The following is a 24,976-nucleotide window of genomic DNA, read 5'->3' on the forward strand; positions in this document are numbered from 1 at the left end:
CCTAAATAACGGATAGGTACTCGGTCTGATCCAACATCCCGGTCGGCTGTCAGGCCGCCTTCGCGAGCAAGCCCGCTCCCACAGGTTGATCGTGGGGCGTCAGGTAGATGAGTGTCGGCTGGCTGGCCGTCATCGCAGGCAAGCCAGCTCCCACAGTTGGATCGCGGAGTGTCAGGCTGGCTGGCCTGCGATGACGCCAGCCGCCACACCCATGCATTCCCTGCATAAAATCCAGACCTTAAATGCACTTGCCAGCCCCCCCTGCGAACGGCGAAAAAACGCTTCTGTCCTCCGTCCGGTAAACCCCCATGTCTGAACCAAAACCCGTGCGCAACGTGCTCTACATCATGTGCGACCAACTGCGCCGCGACTACCTGTCCTGCTACGGCCATGCCCATCTGCACACGCCGAATATCGACCGCCTGGCCGCCGCCGGTGTGCGTTTCAGCCGTGCCTACACCCAGGGCACGATTTGCGGCCCATCGCGCATGTCGGCCTACACCGGTCGCTATGTCAGCAGCCATCAGGTGGCCTGGAATGCAGTGCCACTGCCGCTCGAAGAGCTGACGATCGGCGACTACCTGCGCCCCCACGGCATCCGCACCGCCCTGGTGGGCAAGACCCACGCCACGCCAAATATTGAGGCCTTGCAGCGCCTGCAGATAGACCCCGACAGTGCCCAGGCCGAGCCGCTCAATGAGGTCGGTTTCGACGCGTACCTGCGTCACGACGGCATCTATCCCGACAGCCCGCTGTTCGAGGATAAGCGCGAATCCGCGCCCTACACCCAATACTTGCGTGATCACGGCTACCACGGCAGCAACCCTTGGCACGAATGGGCCAACGCCGCCGAAGGTGAGAACGGCGAAGTGCTCAGCGGCTGGCATATGCGCAACGCCGGCAAACCCGCACGGGTGGCCGAAGAACATTCGGAGACCGTCTACACCACCGACCGCGCCATCGATTTTATCGAAGAACAAGGTGAACAGCCCTGGTGCCTGCACCTGTCGTATATCAAGCCGCACTGGCCCTACATCGCGCCGGCGCCTTATCACGCGCTGTACGGCGCCGAGCATGTGCAGGCGCCGATTCAACCGGAACACACCAGCGACCATCCGGTGTACCAGGCATTCCGCCAACACCAGGAGAGCGTGAACTTTTCCCGTGACGAGGTGCGCCTCACGGTGGTGCCCACCTACATGGGGCTGATCAAACAGATCGATGATCAACTCGGGCGGCTGTTTGATTTTCTGCAAGGCACTGGCCGCTGGGACGACACGCTGATCGTGTTTACCAGCGACCACGGCGACTTCCTCGGCGATCATTTCCTCGGTGAAAAAGAATTCTTGCTGGAGCCTGCGGTGGGTATTCCGTTGATCGTACGCGACCCGCGTGCCAGCGCCGATATCAGCCGCGGCACCGTGGACGAGCGCCTGGTGGAAACCATCGATGCCCTGCCCACCTTCCTCGACGCCTTGGGCTTGCCCGCCGCCGACCATCGCCTGGAAGGCCGCTCACTGATTCCATTGCTGCAGGGCGCGCAACCCACCTGGCGCCGCTACGCCATTGCCGAATACGACTACGCCTTCCAGGCCCCCGCTCGCGAGCGCCTGGAGCAACCCATCGACCGTTGCCGCATGACCATGGTGCGCAGCGAGCGCTGGAAGTACCTGGCGTACGACGGCTTTCGCCCGCAACTGTTCGACCTGGAAAACGACCCGCAGGAACTGCACGACCTGGGCAGCGATCCTGCCTATGCCGAGGTGCGCGAGACGCACCTGGGTTATCTGTTCGACTGGCTGCGTGGGTTGAAGCGGCGCACCACCATCAGCCACACGGAGGTTGAGGTGCGCGGGCAGTGGTTTCGTTATGGTGAGCCAGAGGCAGAGAAAGTGGTGAAGATCGGAGTCTGGTAAACACCACAAATCCAAATGTGGGAGCGGGCTTGCTCGCGAATGCAATCGGTCAGTTGATGAATACGTCGACTGACACTGCGCATTCGCGAGCAAGCCCGCTCCCACATTTTTAATCTTCACCCGGCTTAGAGACCTTTAGTGGTTTTGCTTGATTGCCCCTGCACCCCCACCGGCACATCCCCTTTGAGCGTGACCCGGCGCACGATGCGTTCCTGGGTGCCGTAGTCGTCCACCGCGTAATGCTGGGTGGCGCGGTTATCCCAGATCGCCACATCACCGGTGTTCCAGCGCCAGCGTACGGTGTTTTCCAGGCGGGTGACGTGGCCTTGCAGCAGGTTGAACAACTGCGCCGACTCTGCCTGAGAGTAGCCTTTCAGGCGTTTGACGAAGTGCCCCAACAACAGGGTTTTCTCACCGCTGACCGGGTGCACGCGCACCACCGGGTGTTCGGTTTCGTACACCGTGGAGGTGAACACTTTGCGGTACTCCTCAAGCTTCTCCACCGCCACGTCCGGCTTGCGGGCGGCATAGTCGTATTCGTTGCTGTGCACCGCCCAGAGGTGGTCAGCCAATGCTCGCAGCTCCACGCTGAGGTCGTTGTAGGCAGCGGCGGTGTTGGCCCATACGGTGTCGCCGCCGGAAGCAGGCGCCAGCACCGAACGCAGGATCGAGGCCTTTGGGTACGCATCGACGAAGGTCACGTCGGTGTGCCAGGAATTGGCGCGCTGGCCACGGGTGCCATCCAACTCCATCAGGAACCGCGTGCCGTCTCGCACCGGCACCGTTGGGTGGGCGATTGGCTCGCCGAGCAGGTGAGCAAAGGCTTCCTGGCTCTGGTCATCGAGATGGGTTTGTTCGCGAAAGAAAATCACCTTGTACTGCACCAGCGCCTGCTGGATGGCCTCGACGGTGGCGGCATCCAGCTCACCGGACAGTTTGATGCCACGGATTTCGGCGCCGATCCGCCCGGCTACCGGGTGAATATCGAGTGCGTGGGCGATGGGTTGAACGGCTAATGCGGCGTTGCTCATTGTGATGACCCTCATGTGCCTGCGAAACGGTGGGGGGACGCTTCCAGCAACGCTCTATTCATATGCGATTTAGGTCTAGCAAATGAATGAATGCTTCGTTGACGGAATAAGAGCTTGCATTTAAAACCTCAGCTTGCTCGGTCGCAAATGCCTTCGACCTATTTTTAAAATGCCGGGAAAGCATATGGATCTTCGCCAACTGCGCTACTTCATCGCCCTCAACGAACACCGCAGTTTCGTGCGCGCTGCGGACGCCATGGGCATCACCCAACCGGCGTTCAGCCGCAGCATCCAGGGGCTGGAACAGGAGTTCGGTTGCGTGCTCGTAGACCGTGGCCACAAGGACTTGCGCCCCACGCCGGAAGGCCAGGTGGTGTTGCAGCACGCCCTGAGCCTGGTGCATGGCGCAGCGCTGCTGAGCAGTGAAGTGACGCGCATGACCAAGCTCGACGCCGGCGACCTGCGCTTCGGCTGCGGCCCGGCGCCAGCGGTGAAACTGGTGCCGGATGCGGTGGCGCGGTTTATCAACGCCCACCCGAAAATCCGCACCACGTTTCAAGTGGATAACTGGGAAACCCTCAGCCGCCGCCTGAGCCGTGAAGAGATCGAATTCTTTATCGCTGACATCCGCCAGTTCGAGGCCGACCCGAATTTCCAGACCCGCGCACTCACCCCCAAACGCGGGGTGTTTTTCTGCCGTCCTGGGCACCCGTTGTTGTCCAAGGACAGCCTGTCCACCAACGACATGTTCGACTACCCGCTGGCGGCGCCGCTCATCTCCCAGGGCATTCGCAAGCTGTTGGCGAACCTGAGTGGGCGTATGGATTTTTCACCGAGTATCCAGACCGAGCACTTCCCGGCACTGGTGAGCATCGTGCTGCAAACCAATGCCATCGGCGTCGGCACTGAAGAGGCCTTTGCCGAGGACATTGCCAAGGGAGCGCTGGTGCTGCTGCACTGGCGCAACTTGCCGCAGCACATGGAGACAATGAGTGCGCGCTGCGGGATTGTCAGCCGCACCGGGTCGCGGTTGTCGCCGGCGGCGAAGGCCATGATTGAGATGTTGGTGGAGGTGGATAGTCAGCCGGTGAGTGTGGCGGTTTGACGGGCCCCTTCGCGAGCAAGCCCGCTCCCACAGGTTGGAATGCATTCCAAATGTGGGAGCGGGCTTGCTCGCGAAGACGGCAGTACAGGCAACAACAAAATCAGAGCCCCGCCGCCACCAACCCCGGCGCCACCCAATCACTCACCTGAAACGACTTGCGAATCAACTTCTCCCTGGACGCCAAGTCCACCGCATCCTGCAATTTGCCCAGGAACACCGGGTCCAGCGTGGAGGGGAAAACTTCGCTGAGTTTCTGGTCCTTTAAATCATTGGTGAGGATCACCGGCGGGTAACTGGCCAGCCCGGACACCAGCGCGATGTAGGCCTGTTTGTTGTTGTCATCGGTCAACCACTGCACCGCTTGCTGCTGAGCCTTGAGCAACGTGGCCACGGCGTCTGGGTGTTCATCGACAAATTTGGCGCTGCCCACCAGCACGGCCTGGATGCTGCCGGCATCGCCCAGGTCCTTGGTGGTCAACGGTATCTCTGCCAAGCCTTTGGCCTGCAACGCCGTCAGGGTGGAACCGCCCCAGGTGGCATCAATCTGCTTGGCGGCCAGGGCGGCAGCGGCCGCGTTGAAGTCCAGGTTGATCACCTTCAGGTCCTTCTCGCTCAAGCCCTGGCTGGCCAATGCGCTGTCGAACGACAACTGGCTGGCCGTGCCACGGAACACCGCCACGCGCTTGCCCTTGAGGTCTTGCAAGGTCTTGATGCCGGAGCCCGGCACCACGCCGAGGTAGTGTTTCACTCCCCGTGCGGAGGCGCTGAGCAGCCGCGTATCCAGGCCATTGGAGCGGCCGATGATCGCCGCCAGGTCGCCCAGATAAGCCAGGTCCACCTGGCCGTTGGCGAAGGCCTCGTTGATCACAGGGCCAGCGCCCTTGAAGTAATTCCACTGGATCTTGATGCCTTGGTCGGCAAAGGCTTTTTCGAAGATCTGCTGTTCACGCAACACGTCGGTGATGCCACCGCCACTGTGTTGGCTGCCGGCACTGAGGTCGGGCACGGCGATGCGGATTTCCTTGAGGTCGGCGGCATGCACCAACCCGGCCAGGGCGGTGCCGGCGAACAGGCTGATCAAACGTTTAAAGGGCAGTTTCATAAGCGCAGCTCCTGGTGGGCGACGGTCGCCTGGGGAGCAAAAAGTAGGCACAAGCTGAACAAAACTTTAAATACTATAAATTCACAATTTAATAGCTTTTAGGACTATGCGAGCTAGCACGCAGCCTCCAGAAGGATATGCACAAACAGCATCGAAAATATTCTTCGAATGCATTGGATGCGTGGCGGCCTGAGGCTTTAAATGACTTTTCTTATCTCGCAATCATCTTGATCCCGCTTTTGTAAGATCGAAATCACATAACGCATTCGGAGGTCTTCCATGGCCCGGATTTCACTTCTGAGCCTGCCGCTGGCGGTCCCGTCCAAAGGCGTCGCGCCGCGCTGGCCGCAGCTGGGCCAGCGGTTATTGCCGTGGCTGCTGCCGCTCACGCTGTTTGCCTTATGGTGGCTGGCCAGCCGCAATCATTGGATGAGCGAGCAGATTCTGCCTACCCCCGCCCTGGTGTGGAGCAGCGCGGTGGAGTTGGCCGGTGGCGAGCTATGGAGCCATCTGGCGATCAGCTTGCAGCGCTTGTTCTGGGGCCTGCTGGCCGGTATCAGTGCCGGCGCGATACTGGGTGCGTTCCTGGGTTTCAGTGCGCGCGCCGAGCGCTTGGTATTCCCGACGTTCAGCGCACTGGCGCAAGTGCCGACCCTGGCCTGGATCCCGCTGTTCATGGTGTTTTTCGGCATTGGCGAAACCTTGAAACTGGTGGTGCTGGTCAAGGCCATCGTGGTGCCCGTCACCCTGCATACCCTGGTGGGCGTGCGCGATGCCCAACCCAACTTGCGCGAAGCCGCCCGGGTGCTGCGCCTGCCTGGCCACTTGTTGGTCCGCCGTCTGATCCTGCCCGCCGCATTGCCGGCGTTCATGGCCGGCGTGCGCCTGGCCCTGGCGGCCGGCTGGACCTCCCTGCTGGCCGTGGAGTTGCTGGCCTCCAGCGAAGGCATCGGCTACCTGATGGTGTGGGCGCGCCAGTTGTTCATGCTCGATATCGTCTTCGTGTGCATCGTGGTCATTGGCGTGCTGGGGGTGGTGATGGACCGCGGCATCGGCTGGCTGGATCGCAAGTGGGTGCACTGGCCGCACCCCGCCACCGCGCAGATCCGCCGCGGGCCACGCTATGAAGGCTGGCAACGCCTGCAGCCCTGGTTGTTACCCTTGCTGTTGTTGGCGCTGTGGCAGGCAGCGACGCAACAGGGCTGGGTAGACCCGAACATTCTGGTCAGCCCCTGGACCGTGCTGCAAACCACCCTGGCCGGCGCGCTGGATGGCAGCCTCACCACCGCCCTAGGCAAAAGCCTGGGCCGAGCCGTGGGCGGCTTGCTGCTCGGCGGCAGCCTGGGCTTTGCCTTGGGCCTGTGGCTGGGGTTGTCGCGGCGCAGTGAGCGACTGTTCGGCCCAACCTTGTCCGCGCTGCGCCAGATTGCGATTTTTGCCTGGGTGCCGCTGCTGACCGCCTGGTTCGGCCTGGGTGAGTTGGCCAAGTGGGTGTTTATCGCCCTCGCCGCCTTCTTCCCGTTGTTTATCGCCACCCAGCGCAGCGTGCTCAACCTGTCGCCCCAGCTGCGCGAAGCCGCGCAGGTGCTGCGCCTGAACCTCTGGCAACGCCTGCGCCGCTTGGTGCTGCCGGGCGCCGCGTCGGGGATTTTCGCCGGCCTGCGCCTGAGCCTGATCTACGCCTGGATGGGCACCCTCGGCGCCGAATATTTCATGCCCTCCAATGGCGGCATCGGCAGCCTGATGATCGGCGCCCAACAGTTGCTGCGCATGGACCTGATCATGAGCGGCATGCTGCTGGTCGGCCTCACCGGCGCCACGCTCAACCTGCTCGGCCAACGCCTCGAAACCCGCGCCACTCGCTGGAGACACGCATGAACGCACCGATTGTCAGCTTCAACCATGTGGGCAAGTCCTTCGACGTCGATGGCTTCGAACTGGAAGCCATCCGCGAATTCAACCTGGAGGTGGCCGAAGGGGAATTTGTCGCGATTGTCGGCGCCAGCGGTTGCGGCAAGTCCACCCTGCTGCGCCTGCTGGTGGGGCTCGATACGCAGTATCGCGGCGAGATCCGGGTGGATGGCAACGCCGTCAGCGGCATCGGCGGCGAACGCGGCATTGTGTTCCAGGAGCACCGTCTGTTTCCGTGGCTGACCGTGGCGCAAAACATCGGCCTGGGCTTGGTCAACGAGCCGCTGAGCGAGGCCGAGCGCACGCGGCGCATCAACGATTTTATCGAGCTGGTGGGCCTCACCGACTTCACCCGCGCCTACCCGCACCAACTCTCCGGCGGCATGGCGCAACGGGTGGCGATTGCCCGTGGCCTGGTGGCCAGCCCGCGCATCCTGTTGCTGGACGAACCCTTCGGCGCCCTCGACGCGCTGACCCGCCAGCAGATGCAGGACGAGCTGTTGGCAATTCGCGCCCGCGCCAGGATCACCACAGTGCTAGTGACCCATGATGTGGAAGAGGCGATTTTCCTCGCCGACCGTGTGGTGGTGATGGAGCCCAGGCCCGGGCGCATCAAGCAAATAGTCGACATCGCCCTGCCCCATCCACGCCAGCGCAGCAGCTTTGAATTCCACCAACTGCGCGAAGAACTGCTGCACGAACTGATCAGCGATGACCACTACCAACCGCCCGTGCGCGAACAGATTCGCGATTTGCCCCTGGCGTTTATTGCCTGCTGAGGTGAGCTAAATCGCTGTGTGCCTGCTCACGTCGCTCGAAGCGGTTGGCGCGGGCAAAGGTGCCCAGATCATTGAAGCGCACCCCCATCTCGGCCATGACCTTATGCGCCACCTTGGTGGTCATCTGGCGGATGTAGAACGGCTCTTTCACCACAAAGTGATGGATGCCATGGGTGCTGCCGAAGTTGAAGCAGAACGCCTGCAACGGCCACAGCCACCAGGGGTTCAGCACTTGGGTTTGCTGGATCACATTGCCCAGCTCCACATCGCCGTAGTAGTGCATGTTGGAGCTGACAAAGTGCAGGCAGAAGGTGCGCAACACATTCGGGCCGATGATCACCACCGCCGCGATATCGATCACCTGCATCACCTGCAAGGTATCGGCTGACCATTGAATGGGCGCGCCCATCAGGCTGGCAATCCCATTGGCGGCATGAAAGCCCAGGAAGACGTACCACGCGCCCCAATGCAGCAAGGCCAGCGGTGCGTACACCAGCAGCACGCGCTTGAGGATGCTGACCCTGTGCGGCCAGGTCTTGGCGCGCAACAGGCGGATCAAGGCCGACATCATGTTGTCCCCCACCATCAACAACCGCGCGATACCCCAGGGTTCGCCGTTGGTGATCGCGCGCTCTTCCATATCGGCCTCGGTGCCCGAAACCTTGTGATGGTTGAGGTGCAGATGCCTACGTATCCACGGGTTGATGGTGCTCGGGCGCGCCAGCCACACCAGGCCCATCATCACATTGTGGGGCACGCGCTGTTTGCGAAAGTACATGCTGTGGATCAGGTCGTGTTCCAGCTCGTGGGTGAGCGAGGCGAAGAAAGCATTGAGCAGCAGACACACCCACCAGGCCATATGACCGCTGATATAGAGCGCCGCCGAGCCGAGCATGCCCAGCAGGGCAAAGGCCAGAATGCCCGCGCCCAGCGCATCCTGATGCAACAACCAGGGGTGCCGCTGGCGCAGGCGCACGCCTTCGGCCATCACGACCTCGCGGATGTGCGCTGAACGCTGTTGTGCGTTCAACGACTGGGGGCTTGCAGAAGTACCGTCCATGCTTCCATTCTCTTGTGAAGTGATGCCTGAATCCTGCACCTAACCCTAGCGCAGGACGCTAGCCGCGCACGCCAATCTGTTGACCACAAGCGCCAATTGCCATGACCGAACCCACGTCCCTCGCCAGCTGGACCCGCGCCCTGCGCAAGCAGCTCGACGCCCTGGGCCTCGACAGCGCCGCGCTGTGCGCCGAGGCCGGGCTCGACCCGCAGCAGATGGACGACCCCAACGCCCGCTACCGGTTGTCGGCCACCACGCGCTTATGGGCGCTGGCGGTACAGGCCAGTGGCGACCCGGCGATTGGGCTGCGGGTGTCGCGGTTTGTCAGCCCCACCACCTTTCATGCGCTGGGTTACGCATTGGTGGCCAGCGGCAGCTTGCGCGAGGTATTCGAGCGCATCGTGCGCTATCACCAGGTGGTCAGTGATGCCTTGGACTTGGAGCTGAGCCGCCACGGCGACATCTACCGTTTTCGCCTGCTCCAACCCCCAGGTAGCCCCGCGCCTGCGCCGGAAGCGATCGATGCCTTTGCGGCGATCTACGTACGCACCTGCCGCAACCGCCTGGGGCGCGACTATGCGCCATTGGCCGTTTACCTGCGGCGCCCGGAACCCACCGACCCCAAGCCGTGGCACACGGTATTTCGCTCGCCAGTATTCTTTGCCGCCGACGAAGACCGCCTGGAATTCGCCGCCAACGACTTCGACAGCCACCTGGACGACGCCAACCCGGAGCTGGCCGAACACAACGAAACCGTGCTCAAGCGCACCCTCGCCCAACTGCAACCGCTGACCTGGGAACGCAAAGTGCGCGCCGCCATCGAGGCGCAATTGCCGGACGGCGAGCCAAGCGCCGAACGCATCGCCCAAGCGCTGCACTTGAGCTTGCGCAGCCTGCAAAGGCACCTGGCCGATGAAGGGTGTCGGTTTGACGCCTTGCTGAACGAGTGCAGGCAAAACCTGGCGTTATTGCACCTGCGCGACCCGCAGTGCTCATTGGCCGAGATCAGCCATTTGCTGGGGTTTGCCGACACCAGCAGTTTCAATCGTGCGTTCAAGCGCTGGACAGGGATGACGCCGGGGCAGTTTCGCGACGGGTTGCAGTAGCAAGGGCCTCATCGCAGGCAAGCCAGCTCCCACAGGGGAATGGGTTCACATCCTGTGGGAGGTGGCTTGCCTGCGATGAGCATAGATATCTACATAACTTTGTAGGCTGTAGCAGCAGACGGTAACCACGATGCGAAGCGAGCCGCTCTTGATCTGCTTTTGATTTTGATCTTAAGCGCCCCGTCAAACCACGCTGGCCGGAATTCGACAGTGATTTGGGGGGTAAACCGGCAGGGATGCCGGTTTAGCCGCCCCGCGCCATGGATGGCGCGTGGCGGCGGCCCCCCAAATCACTGGCGGATTACGGGCACACCGAGCCTAAGCGAGGTGCCGAGTGGTGGGGCAAGAGCGTTTTGCTTACTTTTGCGCTGTTCAAAAGTGAGCCGCCGTCAGGGCGGAACCCCAAGTGGCCGTTACCGCAGCAATGGATCCACACACAATCCAACTGTGTTGACTGTCAGCCCGCCTTCGCGAGCAAGCCCGCTCCCACAGTTGGATTGTGGGGTGCCTGGTAGATAGGCGTCAGCTGAAAGGTCGCCATCGCAGGCAAGCCCGCTCCCACAGGGGAATGCGTTCACATGTGTGGGCTTGCCTGCGATGAGGCCGGTACAACCACCACACATCCCTGGGTTTGATTACAAACCTGTCATCCAATTGTGCGGCTTTTGTCCGCATCCGCTGGTTACCGTGACGGCCTGCTTTCTGGAGCCCTCACTATGTACCGCACTGCCTTGTTCCTGAGCCTCGCCGTGGCCACCGCCGCCCAGGCGGCGCCACAATTGCCCCGCCACGCCGAGCTGGATTTGCACACCGCTCGCCAACTGGCCGATGCCAGCCTGGCCCACTGCAGCGCAGCGCTGACCGTCCTCGACCGCGGTGGCAACCTGTTGCTGGGCCTGCGCGCTGACGGTGTCGGCCCGCACAACAGCCTCGCCAGCCAACGCAAGGCGTACACGGCGCTGTCGACAAAAACCCCAACCCGGCTGTTTGCCGAACGGGCGCGCAATAACCCCGAGGCCGCCAACCTCAACAGCTTGCCCGAGCTGCTGTTGCTCGGCGGCGGCGTGCCGCTGTTTGCCGACGCCGAACTCGTCGGTGCGCTGGGCATCGCCGGTGCCGGTGGCGCCGCGCAGGATGAAGCCTGCGCCGTGCAGGCCGCCGAGCAACTGGGTTTGAAAATCACCCCTTGATTCCACTTCCCTCAAAAGGACTTCGCGATGAAAACCTTGAGCATGACCCTTGCCGCACTGAGCCTGAGCGGCCTGTGCAACCTGGCCCTGGCCGACGGCAATCCCCTGAGCGTGCACGTACTCAACCTGGAAAACGGCCTGCCAAGCGCCGGTGTCAATGTCACCCTGGAACAGCACGTGGGCGATAAATGGCAGTCGCTGTCTGAAGGTGTGACCAACCAGCAAGGCCGCATCGCCGAGCTGTTCCCGGCCAACCGCAGCCTGCAGCCGGGCGAATACCGTGTGGTGTTCAAGACCGGCGATTACTACAAGAAGGCTAACCGCGAGACGTTTTTTCCCGAGGTGCCGGTGATTTTCCAGGTCAAGCAGGCCGACCAGCACTACCACATCCCGCTGCTGCTCAGCCCTTACGGCTTCTCCACCTATCGCGGTTCATAGGCCCGCGGCCAGCTGCAGCCCATTGAGGTCGCGTATCTCGATGGCGCCGTAACTCAAGCCGATAATGCCCTGTTGCTCCAGCGCCTTGAGCAGACTGTTGATGGTCTGGCGCGACAGGCCCAGCATTGCCGCCAGATCCTCCTGGGGCAGCTGCAGCACGCGGCGCGCCTGCTCCACTTCGCCGTAGCCTTGGGCAATCATCAGCAACCGATGGGCCAGCCGCTCTGAGGCGGGCATCAGGCTTATCTGTTCGATAGTGATCAACGACAGCCGCAGTTTATGGCTCATCAACAGGGCCATCTCCCGCCAGAACACCGGACGCTGTTCGAGGATGCCGAGCATCGCCGCCTGCGGCACCTGCAACAACTTGCATGCGCCGGTGGCCAGGGCATCGTGGGTGCGCGGCAGGTTGTCGAACAGGCAGATCTCGCCGAACCAGTAGGGCGTTTCCACCAGGCTCAGCACCGCTTCCTTGCCTTGGGCACTCACCGCGCTGATGCGCACCGTGCCTTCCAGCACCGCATACACGCCGCACGGCGGGTCACCGCGCTTGAACAGGTACTGCCCCGCCGTCAGCACACGCAACCGCGCCGCCGCCAGCAGGCTACGCTGCAAGTCAGGTGGCAAATGGCTGAACCACTGACCGCGAGCCAATTGCGCGTGCCATATCCCTGTGTCCATGCGAACTCCGAAGATTGTCGCCCAGTTGACAGTTAGGCACCGACTGAAAGGGCATGATCAAACATCCTACAGGAGGAACAACAATGAAAAGCCTCGTCGACCACCTCAGTCAATACGCCGCGTACCACCGCGACCCACGCAACATTGCCAGCCACTTCATCGGTATTCCGTTGATCGTGGTGGCGGTGGCCGTGCTGCTGTCGCGCCCCGAATGGTCGGTGGGCGGGCTTTGGCTATCACCTGCGGTGCTGTTGGCGCTGTTTTCGGCGTGGTTTTACCTGCGCCTGGAACTGGCCCTGGGCGTGTTGATGACGGTGCTGATGGGTTTGTCGGTGTGGGCCGGGCATGTGCTGGCGGCGCAAAGCACGGCGGTGTGGCTGAGCAGCGGCGTGGGCCTGTTTGTGGTGGGCTGGGTGATTCAGTTCGTCGGGCACTACTACGAAGGCAGGAAGCCTGCGTTTGTGGACGATGTGTCGGGGCTGATCGTGGGGCCGTTGTTTGTGGTGGCGGAGTTGGCGTTTTTGCTGGGGTTGCGGCATGAGCTCAAGCGGCAGATTGAAGAGCGTTCGGGGCCGGTGGCTCGCCGCGATCTTAAGCCAAGCGAGGTCTAAATGTGGGAGCGGGCTTGCTCGCGAATGCGGTGGGTCAGTGATGAATGTATCAACTGACACTGCGCATTCGCGAGCAAGCCCGCTCCCACAAGGGTTTTGTGTTGGGCTCAGGTTTTGGGTTTGAAGAACAGGGTCTCGCCACGGGCCAGGCCGGTGAGGCTGTCGTGGTCTTTCACCACTTCGGCCTCGATCAGTTCGCTTTGGCCTTCAACCTTGAGCGTAACCCGCGTCGTGGCACCCAACGGCCGGATATCCCGCACTTGCGCCGCATGGTGATCCTCCAGCTCATGGCGCGACAGCGACACTTCGTGGGGGCGGAACAGCAGGTGCTTGTCTTCGCCCAAATGCAGGCGGTTGGAGTCACCCAGGAAGTGATAAACAAAGTCACTGGCCGGGTTTTCGTAGACGTCGCCCGGTGAACCGATCTGCTCGATCACGCCCTTGTTCATCACCACGATACGGTCGGCGACTTCCATGGCCTCTTCCTGGTCATGGGTCACGAAGACCGAGGTCAGGTTGATATCCTCGTGCAGGCGCGCCAGCCAGCGGCGCAGTTCTTTACGCACCTTGGCGTCGAGGGCGCCGAAGGGTTCGTCGAGCAGCAACACCTTGGGCTCCACCGCCAGGGCGCGGGCCAGGGCGATACGCTGGCGCTGGCCACCGGAGAGTTGTTCGGGGTAACGGTCGGACAACCAATCCAGCTGCACCATGTTCAGCAGCTCATGAACCTTGCTCGCGATCTGGCTTTCGCTGGGGCGTTGGTTTTTCGGCTTCATGCGCAGGCCGAAGGCGACGTTATCGAACACAGTCATGTGGCGGAACAGCGCGTAGTGCTGGAACACAAAGCCGACGTTGCGATCACGTACATCGTGGCCGGAGACGTCTTCGCCGTGGAAAACGATGCTGCCGGCGTCCGGGGTTTCCAGGCCGGCGATGATGCGCAGCAAGGTGGTCTTGCCGCAGCCGGACGGGCCCAGCAACGCCACCAGCTCGCCACTCTGGATATCCAGGTTGATGCTGTCCAGGGCCTTGAAGGCGTTGAAGTTCTTGCTGACATTACGGACTTCGATCGACATGACTTATTCCTCACCCGCGCTGTTGCGCAGGCGGTTGATTCGGTTCTCGCTCCACTGCTTGAGCAGCAGGATGAAGAGCGCCAGGATCAGCAACAGGCTGGCCACCGCAAACGCGGCAACGTGGTTGTATTCGTTGTAGAGAATCTCGACATGCAGCGGCAGCGTGTTGGTAACGCCGCGAATGTGGCCGGACACCACCGACACCGCGCCGAACTCACCCATGGCCCGCGCGGTACACAGCACCACGCCGTAGATCAGGCCCCACTTGATGTTCGGCACGGTGACATGCCAGAACATCTGCCAGCCATTAGCGCCCAGCAGGCGTGCGGCTTCTTCTTCCTGGGTGCCCTGCTCCTGCATCAGCGGGATCAGCTCACGGGCCACGAACGGCACGGTGACGAAGATGGTCGCCAGCACGATGCCCGGCAGGGCGAATACGATCTGGATGTCGTGGTCTTGCAGCCACGGCCCGAAGAAGCCCTGGGCGCCGAACATCAACACGTACACCAGGCCTGCGATCACCGGCGAAACCGAGAACGGCAGGTCGATCAGCGTGACCAGGATGCTCTTGCCACGGAACGAGTACTTGCTCACGCACCAGGCGGCGCTGACGCCGAACACCAGGTTGAGCGGCACCGAAATCAGCACGGCGATCACCGTGAGTTTCAGCGCCGACAGCGCGTCGGGTTCAAGGATTGCGCTGAAGAACGTGCCGAGGCCGTTCTTCAAGCCCTGGGACACCACCACCAGCAATGGCAGCAGCAGAAACAGCACGAATACCAGCCAGCCAAGGCCGATCAGGATACGTCGCGAGGTCGCGCTGCCACGGCGGGCGGCGTTGGCCGAGGACGCGGCGCAAATAGACGATTGGGACATGTTCCGCGCCTCCTTATGGACGTTCGATGCGCCGCTGCAACAAGTTGATCAGCAGCAGCAAGACAAAGGACACCACCAGCATCAGCACACCAATGGAGGTGGCGCCGCGGTAGTCGTATTGGTCGAGCTTGACCATGATCAGCAAGGGCAGGATTTCGGTTTTCATCGGCATGTTGCCGGCGATGAAGATCACCGAACCGTACTCACCCACGCCTCGGGCAAACGCCAGGGCGAAGCCGGTCAGCCAGGCGGGCAACAATGCCGGCACGAGGATGTAGCGGAACACTTGCAACGGCTTGGCGCCGAGGCAAGCGGCGGCCTCTTCGATTTCCCGGGGGATATCGGCCAGTACCGGCTGCACGGTGCGCACCACAAAAGGCAACGTGACGAAGGTCAGCGCGAGGGTGATACCCAGGGGGGTGTAGGCGATCTTGAAACCCAGGTCGGTGGCAAACTGGCCGACCAGGCCGTTGGGTGCGTACAACGCCGTGAGCGCGATACCGGCGACGGCAGTGGGCAGAGCGAACGGCAGGTCGATCATCGCATCAATGACCTTGCGCCCGGGGAAGGTGTAGCGCACCAGCACCCAGGCGAGCAGCGTGCCGATCACACCGTTGATCAGCGCGGCGTACAGCGCAGTGCTGAAGCTCAGCTTCAAGGCCGCCAATACGCGAGGTGCGGAAATGATGTTCCAGAACTGATCCCAGGTGAGTTGAGCGGCGTGTACAAACATCGCCGCCAGGGGGATGAGTACGATCAGGCTGAGGTACACCACGGTGTAGCCCAGCGTCAGCCCGAAGCCGGGTATGACGGGGGAGATACGACGCGACATAAGAGTCCTTGGTTAGCGGAACGGATATGCAAAATCCGCAAATGAATGCGGGCTCTCCTGACCCCTGTAGGAGCGAGCTTGCTCGCGAAGATCGTCAACGATAACGCGGGCAGTCTGTTTGCACGCGGTGCCTTGAAGTTTTTCGCGAGCAAGCTCGCTCCTACAGTGATCGGTGTAGTTATTGCGCCGTGTAGATCTGGTCGAACACACCACCATCATTGAAGAATTTCGGCTGGGCAGTTTTCCAGCCGCCGAAGTCTTTGTCGATAGTCACCAGGTCCAGTTTCGGGAACTGCTGGGCGTATTTGGCGGCGACTTTTTCATCCCGTGGACGGTAGAAGTTCTTCGCCGCAATCTCCTGGCCCGCCGGGCTGTACAGGTGGTTGAGGTACGCGGTGGCGATCTCGGTGTTGCCCTTTTTCTCGGCGTTCTTGTCCACCACCGCCACCGGCGGTTCCGCCAGGATCGACAGGGACGGCACGACGATGTCGAATTTGTCGGCGCCGCCGTCTTCCTTCAAGGCCAGGAACGCCTCGTTTTCCCACGCCAGCAGCACGTCACCCTGGCCATTGTTGACGAAGGTAATGGTAGAACCGCGCGCGCCGGTGTCCAGTATCGGGACATGCTTGAACAGCTCTTTGACGTATTCCTGGGCCTTGGCTTCACTGCCGCCGGCCTTGAGGCCGTAGGCCCAGGCGGCGAGGAAGTTCCAGCGCGCACCACCGGAGGTTTTCGGGTTGGGCGTGATCACCGACACGTCTTTCTTGATCAGGTCGCCCCAGTCCTTGATGCCTTTGGGGTTGCCCTTGCGCACCAGGAACACAATGGTGGAGGTGTACGGCGTGCTGGCGTCCGGCAGGCGGGTCTGCCAGTTCTCTGGCAGGGTCTTGCCCAGCTTGGCGATTTCGTCGATGTCACCGGCCAGGGCCAGGGTGACGACGTCGGCGCGCAGACCATCGATCACCGCCCGGCCTTGTTTGCCCGAGCCACCGTGGGACTGCTGGATCTTGACGTTGTCGCCGGGGTGGGACTGCTTCCAGAAGCTGGTGAACTCAGCGTTGTAGTCCTGGTACAGCTCACGGGTGGGGTCGTACGAAACGTTGAGCAACTCGTAGTCCTTGGCAACGGCGGAACCGGCAAACACGGCACTGGCCAATGCGGCCAAGGCATAACGGCGAATCGACGACATAGAAGCTCCTGAAATTCTTGTTTGTTGGCGCAACCCTGTAGGAGCGAGCTTGCTCGCGAAAAACCCAAGAGCACCGCGTTAAAACTGATGCGCTGCGTTATCGTTGGCGTTTTTCGCGAGCAAGCTCGCTCCTACTGGTGACGTGTTCTTAGGCGGGTTTGTTACCCGGGTTCTGCAGACGGAATTTTTCCTTGCGTTCGATCTGTACCACTTGGGCGTTGTGCACGGTGATTTCCACCGCGCCAAACCGCAGGTCGCGCAGGGCGCTCTGGATTTCACGCAAAATGGCTGCTTCGTCCTGGCCGTCAACGCTACGTAGAGATGCGCTCATGGTCTCGCTCCTGAAATGAGTAGTGCCTGGCAGTGGCGGCACTGCTTGCGGCGTGAGGGCGATAGTAGATAAGCGCGGATATTCTTAAAAATACTATTTAAGAATGTTTATATAACCAGAAAGAATTTTCTGATATGGCATGGGGTTGCAAGGCGTTCGGCAGAAAAAACGCACACACACAGGCGCCGCAGAACCTCTGTGGGAGCTGGCTTGCCTGCGAACGCGGTGGTGCAGTAACACCTGCAGTGACTGACACACCGCCTTCGCGGGCAAGCCCGGCTCCCACATTGACCGAGTCAGTCTTGGCGGATCAGAGGGGCCCGCGTCCAATCAATCTCCTGGGCCGGCATCGGCCGTCCAAACCAATACCCTTGGCCCATGTCGCATTCCTGATCCAGCAGGAACCGCGCCTGTTCCACCTGCTCGATGCCTTCGGCGTGTACCTGCATGCCCATGCTTTTGGCCAGGGCGATCACCACGCGCACAATCGCCGCGTCGTCTTCGTCCCATGGCAAGCCCGCCACAAAGCCCTGGTCGATCTTGAGCTTCTGCACCGGCAGGCGTTTGAGGCGCAGCAACGAGGAATAACCGGTGCCAAAGTCGTCGATGGCCAGGCGCAGGCCCAGTTCGCGCAAGCGGTGCAGTTGCTCCAGGGCGACTTCAGGGTCGTCCATCACGGCGCTCTCGGTGACTTCCAGCTCCAGGAAGGCCGGATCCAGCCCCGTGGCGTGCAGCACTTGGGCCACTTGCTCATACAGCTCGCGCCGGGCAAACAGGCGGCTGGAGACATTGATTGCGATAAAGCTCAGCGGCGCGCCGTCGGCCAACCATTGGCACATCTGGCGGCAGGCCTGGTCCATCACCCATGCATCGATGTCGGCAATCAGCCCGGTGCGCTCGGCGATGGGGATGAACTCGCCCGGCGGGACCAGGCCGCGTTCCGGGTGCTGCCAGCGCACCAGTGCTTCAACGCCGACCAAACGGCTGTCGTGCAGGTCGTGCACCGGCTGGTAATACACGCGCAGCTCATGTTGGTCGAGGGCGCGGCGCAGCTCGCCGGCGATTTCCACTCGGTGTTGGGCGTGGGCGGTCAGCTCTTCGGTATACAACGCGTAGCCTTCGCGCCCGGCGCTCTTGGCCTTGAACAAGGCGGAATCGGCGTTGCGCAGCAATTGCTCGGCGCTGAGGGCGTCACTGGGGAACAGGCTGATACCGATACTGGCGCTGATAAACAGCTGGTTGCCGTCAAAAATGAACGGTTCCTTCATGGCGTTGAGCATGCGCTGCGCCAAGGCCGCCGCTTGCACCACCTGCGGGCAGCTTTCGGCCAGCACGGCAAATTCGTCACCCCCCAGGCGCGCCAGGGTCACCCCCGGCCCAAACAGGCCGCTCAGGCGTTCGGCCACCAGCTTGAGCAATTGATCGCCGACGTTATGGCCCAGGCTGTCGTTGATGATCTTGAAGTGGTCCAGGTCCATCAACAGCAGGGCGCAGCCACGCTTATGCACCTGCGCAGAGGCCAGGGCCTGCTCGGCGCGATCGGTAAACAACAGGCGGTTGGGCAGGTCGGTGAGCGGGTCGTGATGGGCCAGGTGCGCCAATTCGTGCTCAGAGTTCTTCATGGCGCTGATGTCCGAGAACACCGCGACGTAGTGGCTGACCTTGCCCTGGTCGTCGTGAATCACGCGGATGGTTTGCCACTGGGGGTAAACCTCGCCGCTTTTACGTCGGTTCCAGATTTCGCCGCTCCATTCGCCGGTGCTTTCCAGGGCCTGGAACATTTGCTGGTAGAAATGCGCCGAGTGGCGCCCGGACTTGAACAGGCTTGGCCGCTGGCCCATGACGTCTTCGCGCTGGTAGCCGGTGATCTCCATGAACGCGCGGTTGACGTGCACGATCAGCCCCTGAGTATCGGTGACCAGCACCCCTTCGCGGGTGCAATCGAACACCGCAGCGGCCTGGCGCAGGCGCTCGCGATTCTCTTTCAGGGGTTGTTGCAACGCGTGGGCGCGGGCAAAACGCCGGCCTATCCAGTAAATGAGCAACGCGCTGAGGCTGACCCCCACGTATCCACGCGCCTGCAGCCAGTGCCCCAGCTCCATGGGTTCATCGATAAAGTTGATTAATAGGTAATTGCTGAGCTGGAGCCAAACGATAGAAACCAGCAGGTATACCAACCCCGCACGTAGGGCACCTCGGTATGAAAACAGCATATGCTTAGTAATCCTTACTAAATAACCAGAATCGCCCTACAAAGAATCCGGATTATAGAGTAGGAAACACTTTGTAAGTCTTATCTGAAACGGTGACTGGTTTTATCTGCAAAGGAAGTGATAATGCGGGTGCTGTTTTTTACTTTATCTGAGGGCCATACAGCCTATGTGGTACAACGGTTTTCTTGATCTGTCCGCCTGGCAACTGGTGGCAGTCACGCTGTTGATGACCCACGTGACCATTATTGGGGTCACTGTCTATCTGCACCGTTATTCGGCCCATCGCTCGCTCGAGCTCAATGCCGGCCTTAAACACTTCTTCCGCTTCTGGCTGTGGCTGACCACGGCGCAGAACACCCGCGAGTGGACCGCCATCCACCGCAAACACCACGCCAAGTGCGAAACCGTCGATGACCCGCACAGCCCGGTGATCAAGGGCTTGTCCACCGTGCTGCGCAAAGGTGCCGAGCTGTACCGCGCCGAGGCGGAAAACCCCGAGACCCTGCGCATCTACGGCAAAAACTGCCCGGACGACTGGATCGAACGCAAGCTCTACACGCGCTACCCGCTGTTGGGTGTGGCGCTCATGGGCGTGATCGACCTGCTGCTGTTCGGCACCATCGGTATCACCATCTGGGCGATCCAGATGATGTGGATCCCATTCTGGGCCGCCGGCGTGATCAATGGCCTGGGGCATGCCGTGGGCTATCGCAACTTCGAATGCCGTGACGCCGCCACCAACCTGGTGCCGTGGGGCATCATCGTCGGCGGCGAAGAGCTGCACAACAACCACCACACCTACCCCAACTCGGCGAAGCTGTCGGTGAAGAAGTGGGAATTCGACCTGGGTTGGGCCTGGATCAAAGTGTTCAGCTTCCTGCGCCTGGCCAAGGTGCAGCGTGTAGCGCCCATCGCCCACCGCGTCGAAGGCAAGGGCAGCCTGGACATGGACACCGCCATGGCGATCCTCAACAACCGCTTCCAGATCATGGCCCAATACCGCAAGTTGGTGATTGGCCCACTGGTCAAGCAGGAGCTGGAGAAAGTCGATCATTCAGTGCGCCACCAGTTCCACCGCGCCAAGCGCCTGTTGTCGCGGGAAACCAGCTTGCTGGAAGACCGCCACCACCTGCGCATCCAGAGCATGCTGGAACACAGCCATGCCCTGACCGTGATCTACGAAAAGCGCCTGGCGCTGCAGCAGATCTGGCTCAAGACCAGTTCCAACGGCCACGACATGCTGGCTGCGATCAAGGAATGGGTGCATGAGGCCGAGGCCAGCGGCATCCAATCCCTGCGCGATTTTGCCCACCAGTTGAAGACTTACTCGCTGCGTCCTACAGCGGCGTGAGGGCGCCGTGGGAGGGTTCGCCCTCCCACGCACTGGCTTTTTGGCGCCATTTTCCGGGCACCGTCAATCCACGCCGTTCACGGAACTTCACCGCAATTCCCCTCTCTCAAAGAACACTTCGCCATCATGGTGACCCCTTGTAGTGACCGCTTTTGCACCTGCGGCGCGCCCAGAGAGAGTTGTACCGATGGTTCACGAAAAGCCCAGCCTGCCCGATGTGCCCACCGCAGAGCCGCCGCGCCCGGCCGCGGCGGCGACCCTGTTGGCGCTTATGCATGCTCAAGGTGAAGTCGAGCGGCTGAGTGAGCGCGAGCAACTGCTCAGCTCCCTGCTGGTCAGCGTGAACGCCGTGCTGTGGGCCATCGATTGGGAAACACGCCGCGTGCTGTATGTGAGCCCGGCCTACGAGCGCCTGTTTGGCCGCTCCGCCGGCCTGCTGCTGGCCGACCACCGTGAATGGCGCAACAGCGTCCACCCCGAAGACCTCGACTACGCCGAGCACAGCCTGGCCCGGGTGCTGGAACAGGGTGCCGTGGAGGACCGCGAGTACCGCATCATCACCGCTGACGGGCAGATCCGCTGGTTGAGCGACAAGTGCTACATCAATCAGCAGGTGGTGCCCGGTGAAGCGCTGATCGTGGTGGGCATCGCCGAAGACATCACCGAAAAGAAGCAACTTGAGCTGGAACTGCATCGCCTCGCCACCACCGACGTACTGACCCAAAGCAGCAACCGCCGACACTTCTTCGAACTCGCCAACCAGGCGTTCGACAATGCCTGCGCGCAGGGCACGCCGCTGGCGTTCCTGTTGCTGGACATCGATGACTTCAAAGACATCAACGACACCTACGGCCACCTGGAAGGCGACCAGGTGCTGCGGCGCATCGCCGAGAGCGGTCGCGGGGTATTGCGCCGTGGCGACCTGTTCGGGCGCGTTGGCGGCGAAGAATTTGCTGCTGTGCTGCCGGGTTGCCCACCGGAGATGGCCCTGCAGGTGGCCGAGCGGTTGGGCAAGGAAATCCAGGCATTGGTGTTCAGCTACGAAGGGCATGAATTCAATGTGACCGTCAGCCAAGGCCTGGCCGGCCTGCGCGAAGATGACTCCACCCTCGACGGCCTGTTTGCGCGAGCGGATGCGGCGATGTACGAGGCCAAGCGCCAAGGCAAGAACCGCGTTATCGCCGGTTAACACACCCTTTTGTAGGAGCGAGCTTGCTCGCGAAAAACGTCAACGATAACGCAGGCTTCCTGGATAAACAGGGTGCCTGTGAGTTTTTCGCGAGCAAGCTCGCTCCTACAGTTGTTCGGTGTGTGTTTCAGGTTTTGCGCACTCGGGTGAGTTCCGGCAAGCCGACCTTGAGCAGCCGTGCGGTCTTGCTGCCTGCCAGTTCTTCGAGCCCTTCGTGCTCGGTCAGCCGCGCCATTTGCACCGCCAGGTTCACCACCAGGGCTTCGCGCGAATACACCCCGCCTTCAAGTGAATAGATCCCCGCGATCAACTGCCGCAACTCCAGCGGCAAGCGCCAACGTGTGCGTAATGCCGAACCGTAGGCGGCGCCAAAGGCGTCGAGGGATTCGCCGATGGTTTGGTCATCCAGGGCGCCGCCGCCCTGGCGCCAGTCTTCCAGGCAGCGCAACAAGGCCAGGTCGCCCAAGCGGTGCAGGATGCAGGCGCTGTAGCAACGCTCGTGATCGAGCTCCAGCATGCGCGCCAGGCGCCGGGCGTAGTCGGCGCTGTCCTGGGACAGTTGCCAGTGCCGCTCGGCGTAGGCCACCAGCCCAGGGTCACCCAACACTACGTTGTGCTTGAGCGCCAGGCCGAGGATGAGGTTCATGCTCTGGCCGGGCACCAACTTATGCAGGGCTTCTGGCAGGGTCTGCACCGGCGTGCCGTGGTAGCCGGCGCTGTTGGCGGCGGCGATCAGTACGGCGGTGATTTGCGGGTCGCTGTGTACCTGGTCTTCCAACTGCTTGAGGTCCAGGCCTTCGGGGCCGAGGCTGTGTTGCACGGCCGCTTTCACATCCACGCGCAGTGGCGCCCCATCGCAGACCTCACGGCGCCGCTCCAGGAAGGCGGGCAGGGTCATGCCCGGCGCCAGCGGTGGGATCTCGCAGTACACGCTTTCGCCTTCGTTGAGCAGCAGGTCTTGCAGGCGCTGGGTCAGGCTTTCCATGTTCAGTGGGCGGGTGAGGTAGGCGGTGGGCGCCAGGGGCAAGGCTTCGCGCACGCTGGCGCTGTCGTTGCGACTGCTCAGCAAGATAAACGGCAGCGAGCGACGCTTCTGGCGCACGCTGCGCAGCAGGCTCAGGCCATCCACGCCCGGCAGCTCCCAATCTGCCAGGATCAGGTCATAGGTTTTTTCGCCCAACAGCGTGGCGGCGTGCTGCCCATCGGCGCACACATCCAGCCGTGCGTCACAGCGCACATTCAACAGCACTTGCTTGAGCAGGTCCCGCGACCAAGGGTCTGCTTCGGCGATTAACACTCGGGGTACAGCGGGTAAATCAACAGCAGTCATCCAGCACGCTCCATCGGCAATGCTTGCACCTTAGACAATGCAGGCGCGTGCGTACAATGAAGCAGGCACAAAAAAACCGCCGAAGCGGTTTTTTTGCTTTTTCTTTTTGTAGGAGCGAGCTTGCTCGCGAAGGTCGTCAACGAAAACGCGGGCAGCCTTTGAAACGCGGTGCCTGGGGGTTTTTCGCGAGCAAGCTCGCTCCTACAGGGGCGTGTCAGAGTTCGGAGAAGCACTCTTCGATGATCGCCAGGCCTTTGTCCAACTGCTCGTCCGGCGAGGTCAGGGGCACCAGTACGCGCAATACGTTGCCGTAGGTACCGCAGGACAGCAGGATCAGGCCCTTGTCACGCGCCTTGGCCACCACGGAGGCAACAGCGGCAGCGTTTGGCTTGTGGGTGTCGCCGTCTTCGAACAGCTCGACCGCGATCATCGCGCCCAGGGCCCGCACTTCGCCGATCACCGGGTACTTGGCCTGGATGGCCTTGAGGCCGGTCACCAGGCGCTCGCCCACGGCCTTGCAGCGGTCCAGCAGGTGCTCTTCTTCGAACACTTCCATCACGGCCAGGGCCGCGGCGCAGGCGATCGGGCTACCGGCATAGGTGCCGCCCAGGCCACCCGGGGCGATGGCGTCCATGTATTCGGCCTTGCCGCACACACCGGCCAGCGGGAAGCCGCCCGCGATGGATTTGGCGAAGGTGGTCAGGTCGGCGGCAACGCCCATCTGTTCCATGGCGAAGAAAGTACCGGTACGGCCGGCACCGGTTTGCACTTCGTCGGCAATCAGCAGGATGCCGTGCTTGTCGCACAGTTCGCGCAGGCGCTTCATGAAGGCTTTTGGCGCGACGTAGAAACCGCCTTCGCCCTGCACCGGCTCGATGATGATGGCGGCGATATCACGCGGCTCGGCATCGTTCTTGAAAATGCGCTCGATGCTGGCGATGGAGTCGTCGACGCTCACACCGTGCAGTTCGTTAGGGTACAGCGCACGGAACACGCCACCTGGCATCAGGCCCATGCCGGCCGAGTAAGGCACCACCTTACCGGTGAGGCCCAGGGTCATCATGGTACGGCCGTGGTAAGCACCGGTGAAGGCGATTACACCGGCACGGCCCGTGGCGGCGCGGGCGATTTTCACGGCGTTTTCTACCGCTTCGGAACCGGTGGTGACCAGCAGGGTTTTCTTGGCGAAATCACCTGGCACCTTGGCGGCGACTTTCTCGCACACTTCTACGTAGGGCTCGTAGGCCAATACCTGGAAGCAGGTGTGGGTCAGCTTGTTGAGTTGCTCGGTCACGGCCGCGATGATTTTGGGGTGCACGTGGCCGGTGTTCAGCACGGCGATACCACCGGCGAAGTCGATGAACTCACGACCTTCAACGTCGGTCACGGTGGCGTTCTTCGCGGAGTCGGCGAAGATCGGGTGAATCTGGCCAACACCGCGCGGTACAGCGGCTTCGCGGCGTTTCATCAGGGATGCGTTGGTCTTGCTCATAAAGTCCTCATTCGCCGCTCATCGGGCGGCGTGGCTCAAGGATAGGTGGCGGGGAGGCAACTACGGCAGCATGCGATGATCGACTGCCACAGCTTTCCCGGCCACTGCGAATAACCATGTGAAACACGCAAAGGGGCAGCGCTCTCGTGCCCTCTGCGTTTACTGCA

The 24,976-nt window shown here is 61.8% G+C and carries 22 protein-coding genes; 10 read left to right on the forward strand and 12 right to left on the reverse strand.

Annotated elements, in window-relative coordinates; all coding sequences use genetic code 11:
* Positions 1-308 precede the first annotated feature (308 nt).
* Positions 309-1,916, forward strand: a complete 1,608-nt coding sequence (locus MF6394_RS17670; protein WP_078467162.1) for an alkaline phosphatase family protein — start codon at positions 309-311, stop codon at positions 1,914-1,916.
* A 125-nt stretch (positions 1,917-2,041) separates the two neighbouring features.
* Here the strand turns inward: MF6394_RS17670 and MF6394_RS17675 are convergent, their stop codons facing one another.
* The gene (locus MF6394_RS17675) at positions 2,042-2,947 is read right to left on the reverse strand and encodes a TauD/TfdA dioxygenase family protein (protein WP_003187589.1); all 906 of its coding nucleotides are present in this window, start codon (positions 2,945-2,947) and stop codon (positions 2,042-2,044) included.
* A 184-nt stretch (positions 2,948-3,131) separates the two neighbouring features.
* Here MF6394_RS17675 and MF6394_RS17680 point away from each other — a divergent pair, with 184 nt between their 5' ends.
* The gene (locus tag MF6394_RS17680) at positions 3,132-4,052 is read left to right on the forward strand and encodes a LysR family transcriptional regulator (RefSeq protein ID WP_078467163.1); all 921 of its coding nucleotides are present in this window, start codon (positions 3,132-3,134) and stop codon (positions 4,050-4,052) included.
* Positions 4,053-4,152: 100 nt separating this feature from the next.
* On the opposite strand, the gene MF6394_RS17685 is transcribed toward MF6394_RS17680, so the two are convergent.
* Positions 4,153-5,154, reverse strand: coding sequence for an ABC transporter substrate-binding protein (locus MF6394_RS17685; protein WP_014716431.1), 1,002 nt, complete (start codon positions 5,152-5,154; stop codon positions 4,153-4,155).
* A 279-nt stretch (positions 5,155-5,433) separates the two neighbouring features.
* On the opposite strand from MF6394_RS17685, the gene MF6394_RS17690 reads away from it, so the two are divergent.
* Together MF6394_RS17690 and MF6394_RS17695 are read left to right on the forward strand one after the other, a co-directional pair.
* Positions 5,434-7,032, forward strand: a complete 1,599-nt coding sequence (locus MF6394_RS17690) for an ABC transporter permease (protein WP_078467164.1) — start codon at positions 5,434-5,436, stop codon at positions 7,030-7,032.
* Complete coding sequence (locus tag MF6394_RS17695) at positions 7,029-7,844, forward strand: ABC transporter ATP-binding protein (RefSeq protein WP_047712308.1); 816 nt, start codon at positions 7,029-7,031, stop codon at positions 7,842-7,844. Before MF6394_RS17690 ends, MF6394_RS17695 begins: the two co-directional genes overlap by 4 nt.
* On the opposite strand, the gene MF6394_RS17700 is transcribed toward MF6394_RS17695, so the two are convergent.
* Positions 7,831-8,904, reverse strand: a complete 1,074-nt coding sequence (locus tag MF6394_RS17700; RefSeq protein ID WP_078467165.1) for a fatty acid desaturase — start codon at positions 8,902-8,904, stop codon at positions 7,831-7,833. The genes MF6394_RS17695 and MF6394_RS17700 overlap by 14 nt on opposite strands.
* Positions 8,905-9,005: 101 nt before the next feature.
* Between MF6394_RS17700 and MF6394_RS17705 the strand changes: the two genes are divergently transcribed.
* From MF6394_RS17705 to uraH, 3 genes are all read left to right on the forward strand, one after another.
* Positions 9,006-10,010 carry an AraC family transcriptional regulator gene (locus MF6394_RS17705; protein WP_044272447.1) on the forward strand — a complete coding sequence of 335 codons (1,005 nt, stop codon included), beginning with the start codon at positions 9,006-9,008 and terminating at the stop codon, positions 10,008-10,010.
* 716 nt (positions 10,011-10,726) lie between these two features.
* Entirely contained in the window at positions 10,727-11,200 is a 474-nt protein-coding gene (locus MF6394_RS17715; RefSeq protein WP_044271345.1) for a GlcG/HbpS family heme-binding protein, read from the forward strand.
* 27 nt (positions 11,201-11,227) lie between these two features.
* On the forward strand, positions 11,228-11,638 hold the full coding sequence (gene uraH / locus MF6394_RS17720; protein WP_032894191.1) for a hydroxyisourate hydrolase: 411 nt from the start codon (positions 11,228-11,230) through the stop codon (positions 11,636-11,638).
* Here the strand turns inward: uraH and MF6394_RS17725 are convergent.
* Entirely contained in the window at positions 11,633-12,319 is a 687-nt protein-coding gene (locus tag MF6394_RS17725; RefSeq protein WP_078467167.1) for a Crp/Fnr family transcriptional regulator, read from the reverse strand. The two genes, uraH and MF6394_RS17725, sit on opposite strands and share 6 nt — an antisense overlap.
* Positions 12,320-12,402: 83 nt before the next feature.
* Between MF6394_RS17725 and MF6394_RS17730 the strand changes: the two genes are divergently transcribed.
* Complete coding sequence (locus tag MF6394_RS17730; protein WP_047712305.1) at positions 12,403-12,930, forward strand: Mpo1 family 2-hydroxy fatty acid dioxygenase; 528 nt, start codon at positions 12,403-12,405, stop codon at positions 12,928-12,930.
* Between the two features lie 107 nt (positions 12,931-13,037).
* Here the strand turns inward: MF6394_RS17730 and MF6394_RS17735 are convergent, their stop codons facing one another.
* The 6 genes from MF6394_RS17735 to dibA form a co-directional block, all read right to left on the reverse strand.
* Entirely contained in the window at positions 13,038-14,006 is a 969-nt protein-coding gene (locus tag MF6394_RS17735; protein WP_032894194.1) for a sulfate/molybdate ABC transporter ATP-binding protein, read from the reverse strand.
* Between the two features lie 3 nt (positions 14,007-14,009).
* A complete protein-coding gene (cysW, locus tag MF6394_RS17740; protein ID WP_078467168.1) occupies positions 14,010-14,882 on the reverse strand; it encodes a sulfate ABC transporter permease subunit CysW in 873 nt (290 codons plus the stop codon).
* 13 nt (positions 14,883-14,895) lie between these two features.
* Positions 14,896-15,714, reverse strand: a complete 819-nt coding sequence (gene cysT, locus MF6394_RS17745) for a sulfate ABC transporter permease subunit CysT (RefSeq protein ID WP_032894195.1) — start codon at positions 15,712-15,714, stop codon at positions 14,896-14,898.
* A 178-nt stretch (positions 15,715-15,892) separates the two neighbouring features.
* Positions 15,893-16,903 carry a sulfate ABC transporter substrate-binding protein gene (locus MF6394_RS17755; RefSeq protein WP_003187562.1) on the reverse strand — a complete coding sequence of 337 codons (1,011 nt, stop codon included), beginning with the start codon at positions 16,901-16,903 and terminating at the stop codon, positions 15,893-15,895.
* 148 nt (positions 16,904-17,051) lie between these two features.
* Entirely contained in the window at positions 17,052-17,234 is a 183-nt protein-coding gene (gene oscA / locus MF6394_RS17760) for a sulfur starvation response protein OscA (RefSeq protein ID WP_010565387.1), read from the reverse strand.
* Between the two features lie 296 nt (positions 17,235-17,530).
* Positions 17,531-19,447, reverse strand: a complete 1,917-nt coding sequence (gene dibA / locus MF6394_RS17765; RefSeq protein WP_078467170.1) for a phosphodiesterase DibA — start codon at positions 19,445-19,447, stop codon at positions 17,531-17,533.
* A gap of 166 nt (positions 19,448-19,613) precedes the next feature.
* Here dibA and desA point away from each other — a divergent pair, with 166 nt between their 5' ends.
* Together desA and MF6394_RS17775 are read left to right on the forward strand one after the other, a co-directional pair.
* Positions 19,614-20,798: a delta-9 fatty acid desaturase DesA gene (gene desA, locus MF6394_RS17770; RefSeq protein WP_032894197.1), complete on the forward strand. Its 1,185-nt coding sequence runs from the start codon at positions 19,614-19,616 to the stop codon at positions 20,796-20,798.
* A gap of 187 nt (positions 20,799-20,985) precedes the next feature.
* Positions 20,986-21,987, forward strand: a complete 1,002-nt coding sequence (locus MF6394_RS17775) for a GGDEF domain-containing protein (RefSeq protein ID WP_034134599.1) — start codon at positions 20,986-20,988, stop codon at positions 21,985-21,987.
* Between the two features lie 127 nt (positions 21,988-22,114).
* Here the strand turns inward: MF6394_RS17775 and MF6394_RS17780 are convergent, their stop codons facing one another.
* Positions 22,115-23,317, reverse strand: coding sequence for an HDOD domain-containing protein (locus tag MF6394_RS17780; protein ID WP_003187555.1), 1,203 nt, complete (start codon positions 23,315-23,317; stop codon positions 22,115-22,117).
* A 214-nt stretch (positions 23,318-23,531) separates the two neighbouring features.
* Entirely contained in the window at positions 23,532-24,809 is a 1,278-nt protein-coding gene (gabT, locus tag MF6394_RS17785) for a 4-aminobutyrate--2-oxoglutarate transaminase (RefSeq protein ID WP_014716416.1), read from the reverse strand.
* Positions 24,810-24,976: the final 167 nt, after the last annotated feature.

This window comes from Pseudomonas sp. MF6394 (assembly GCF_002018845.1).
Lineage (GTDB): Bacteria > Pseudomonadota > Gammaproteobacteria > Pseudomonadales > Pseudomonadaceae > Aquipseudomonas > Aquipseudomonas lactis.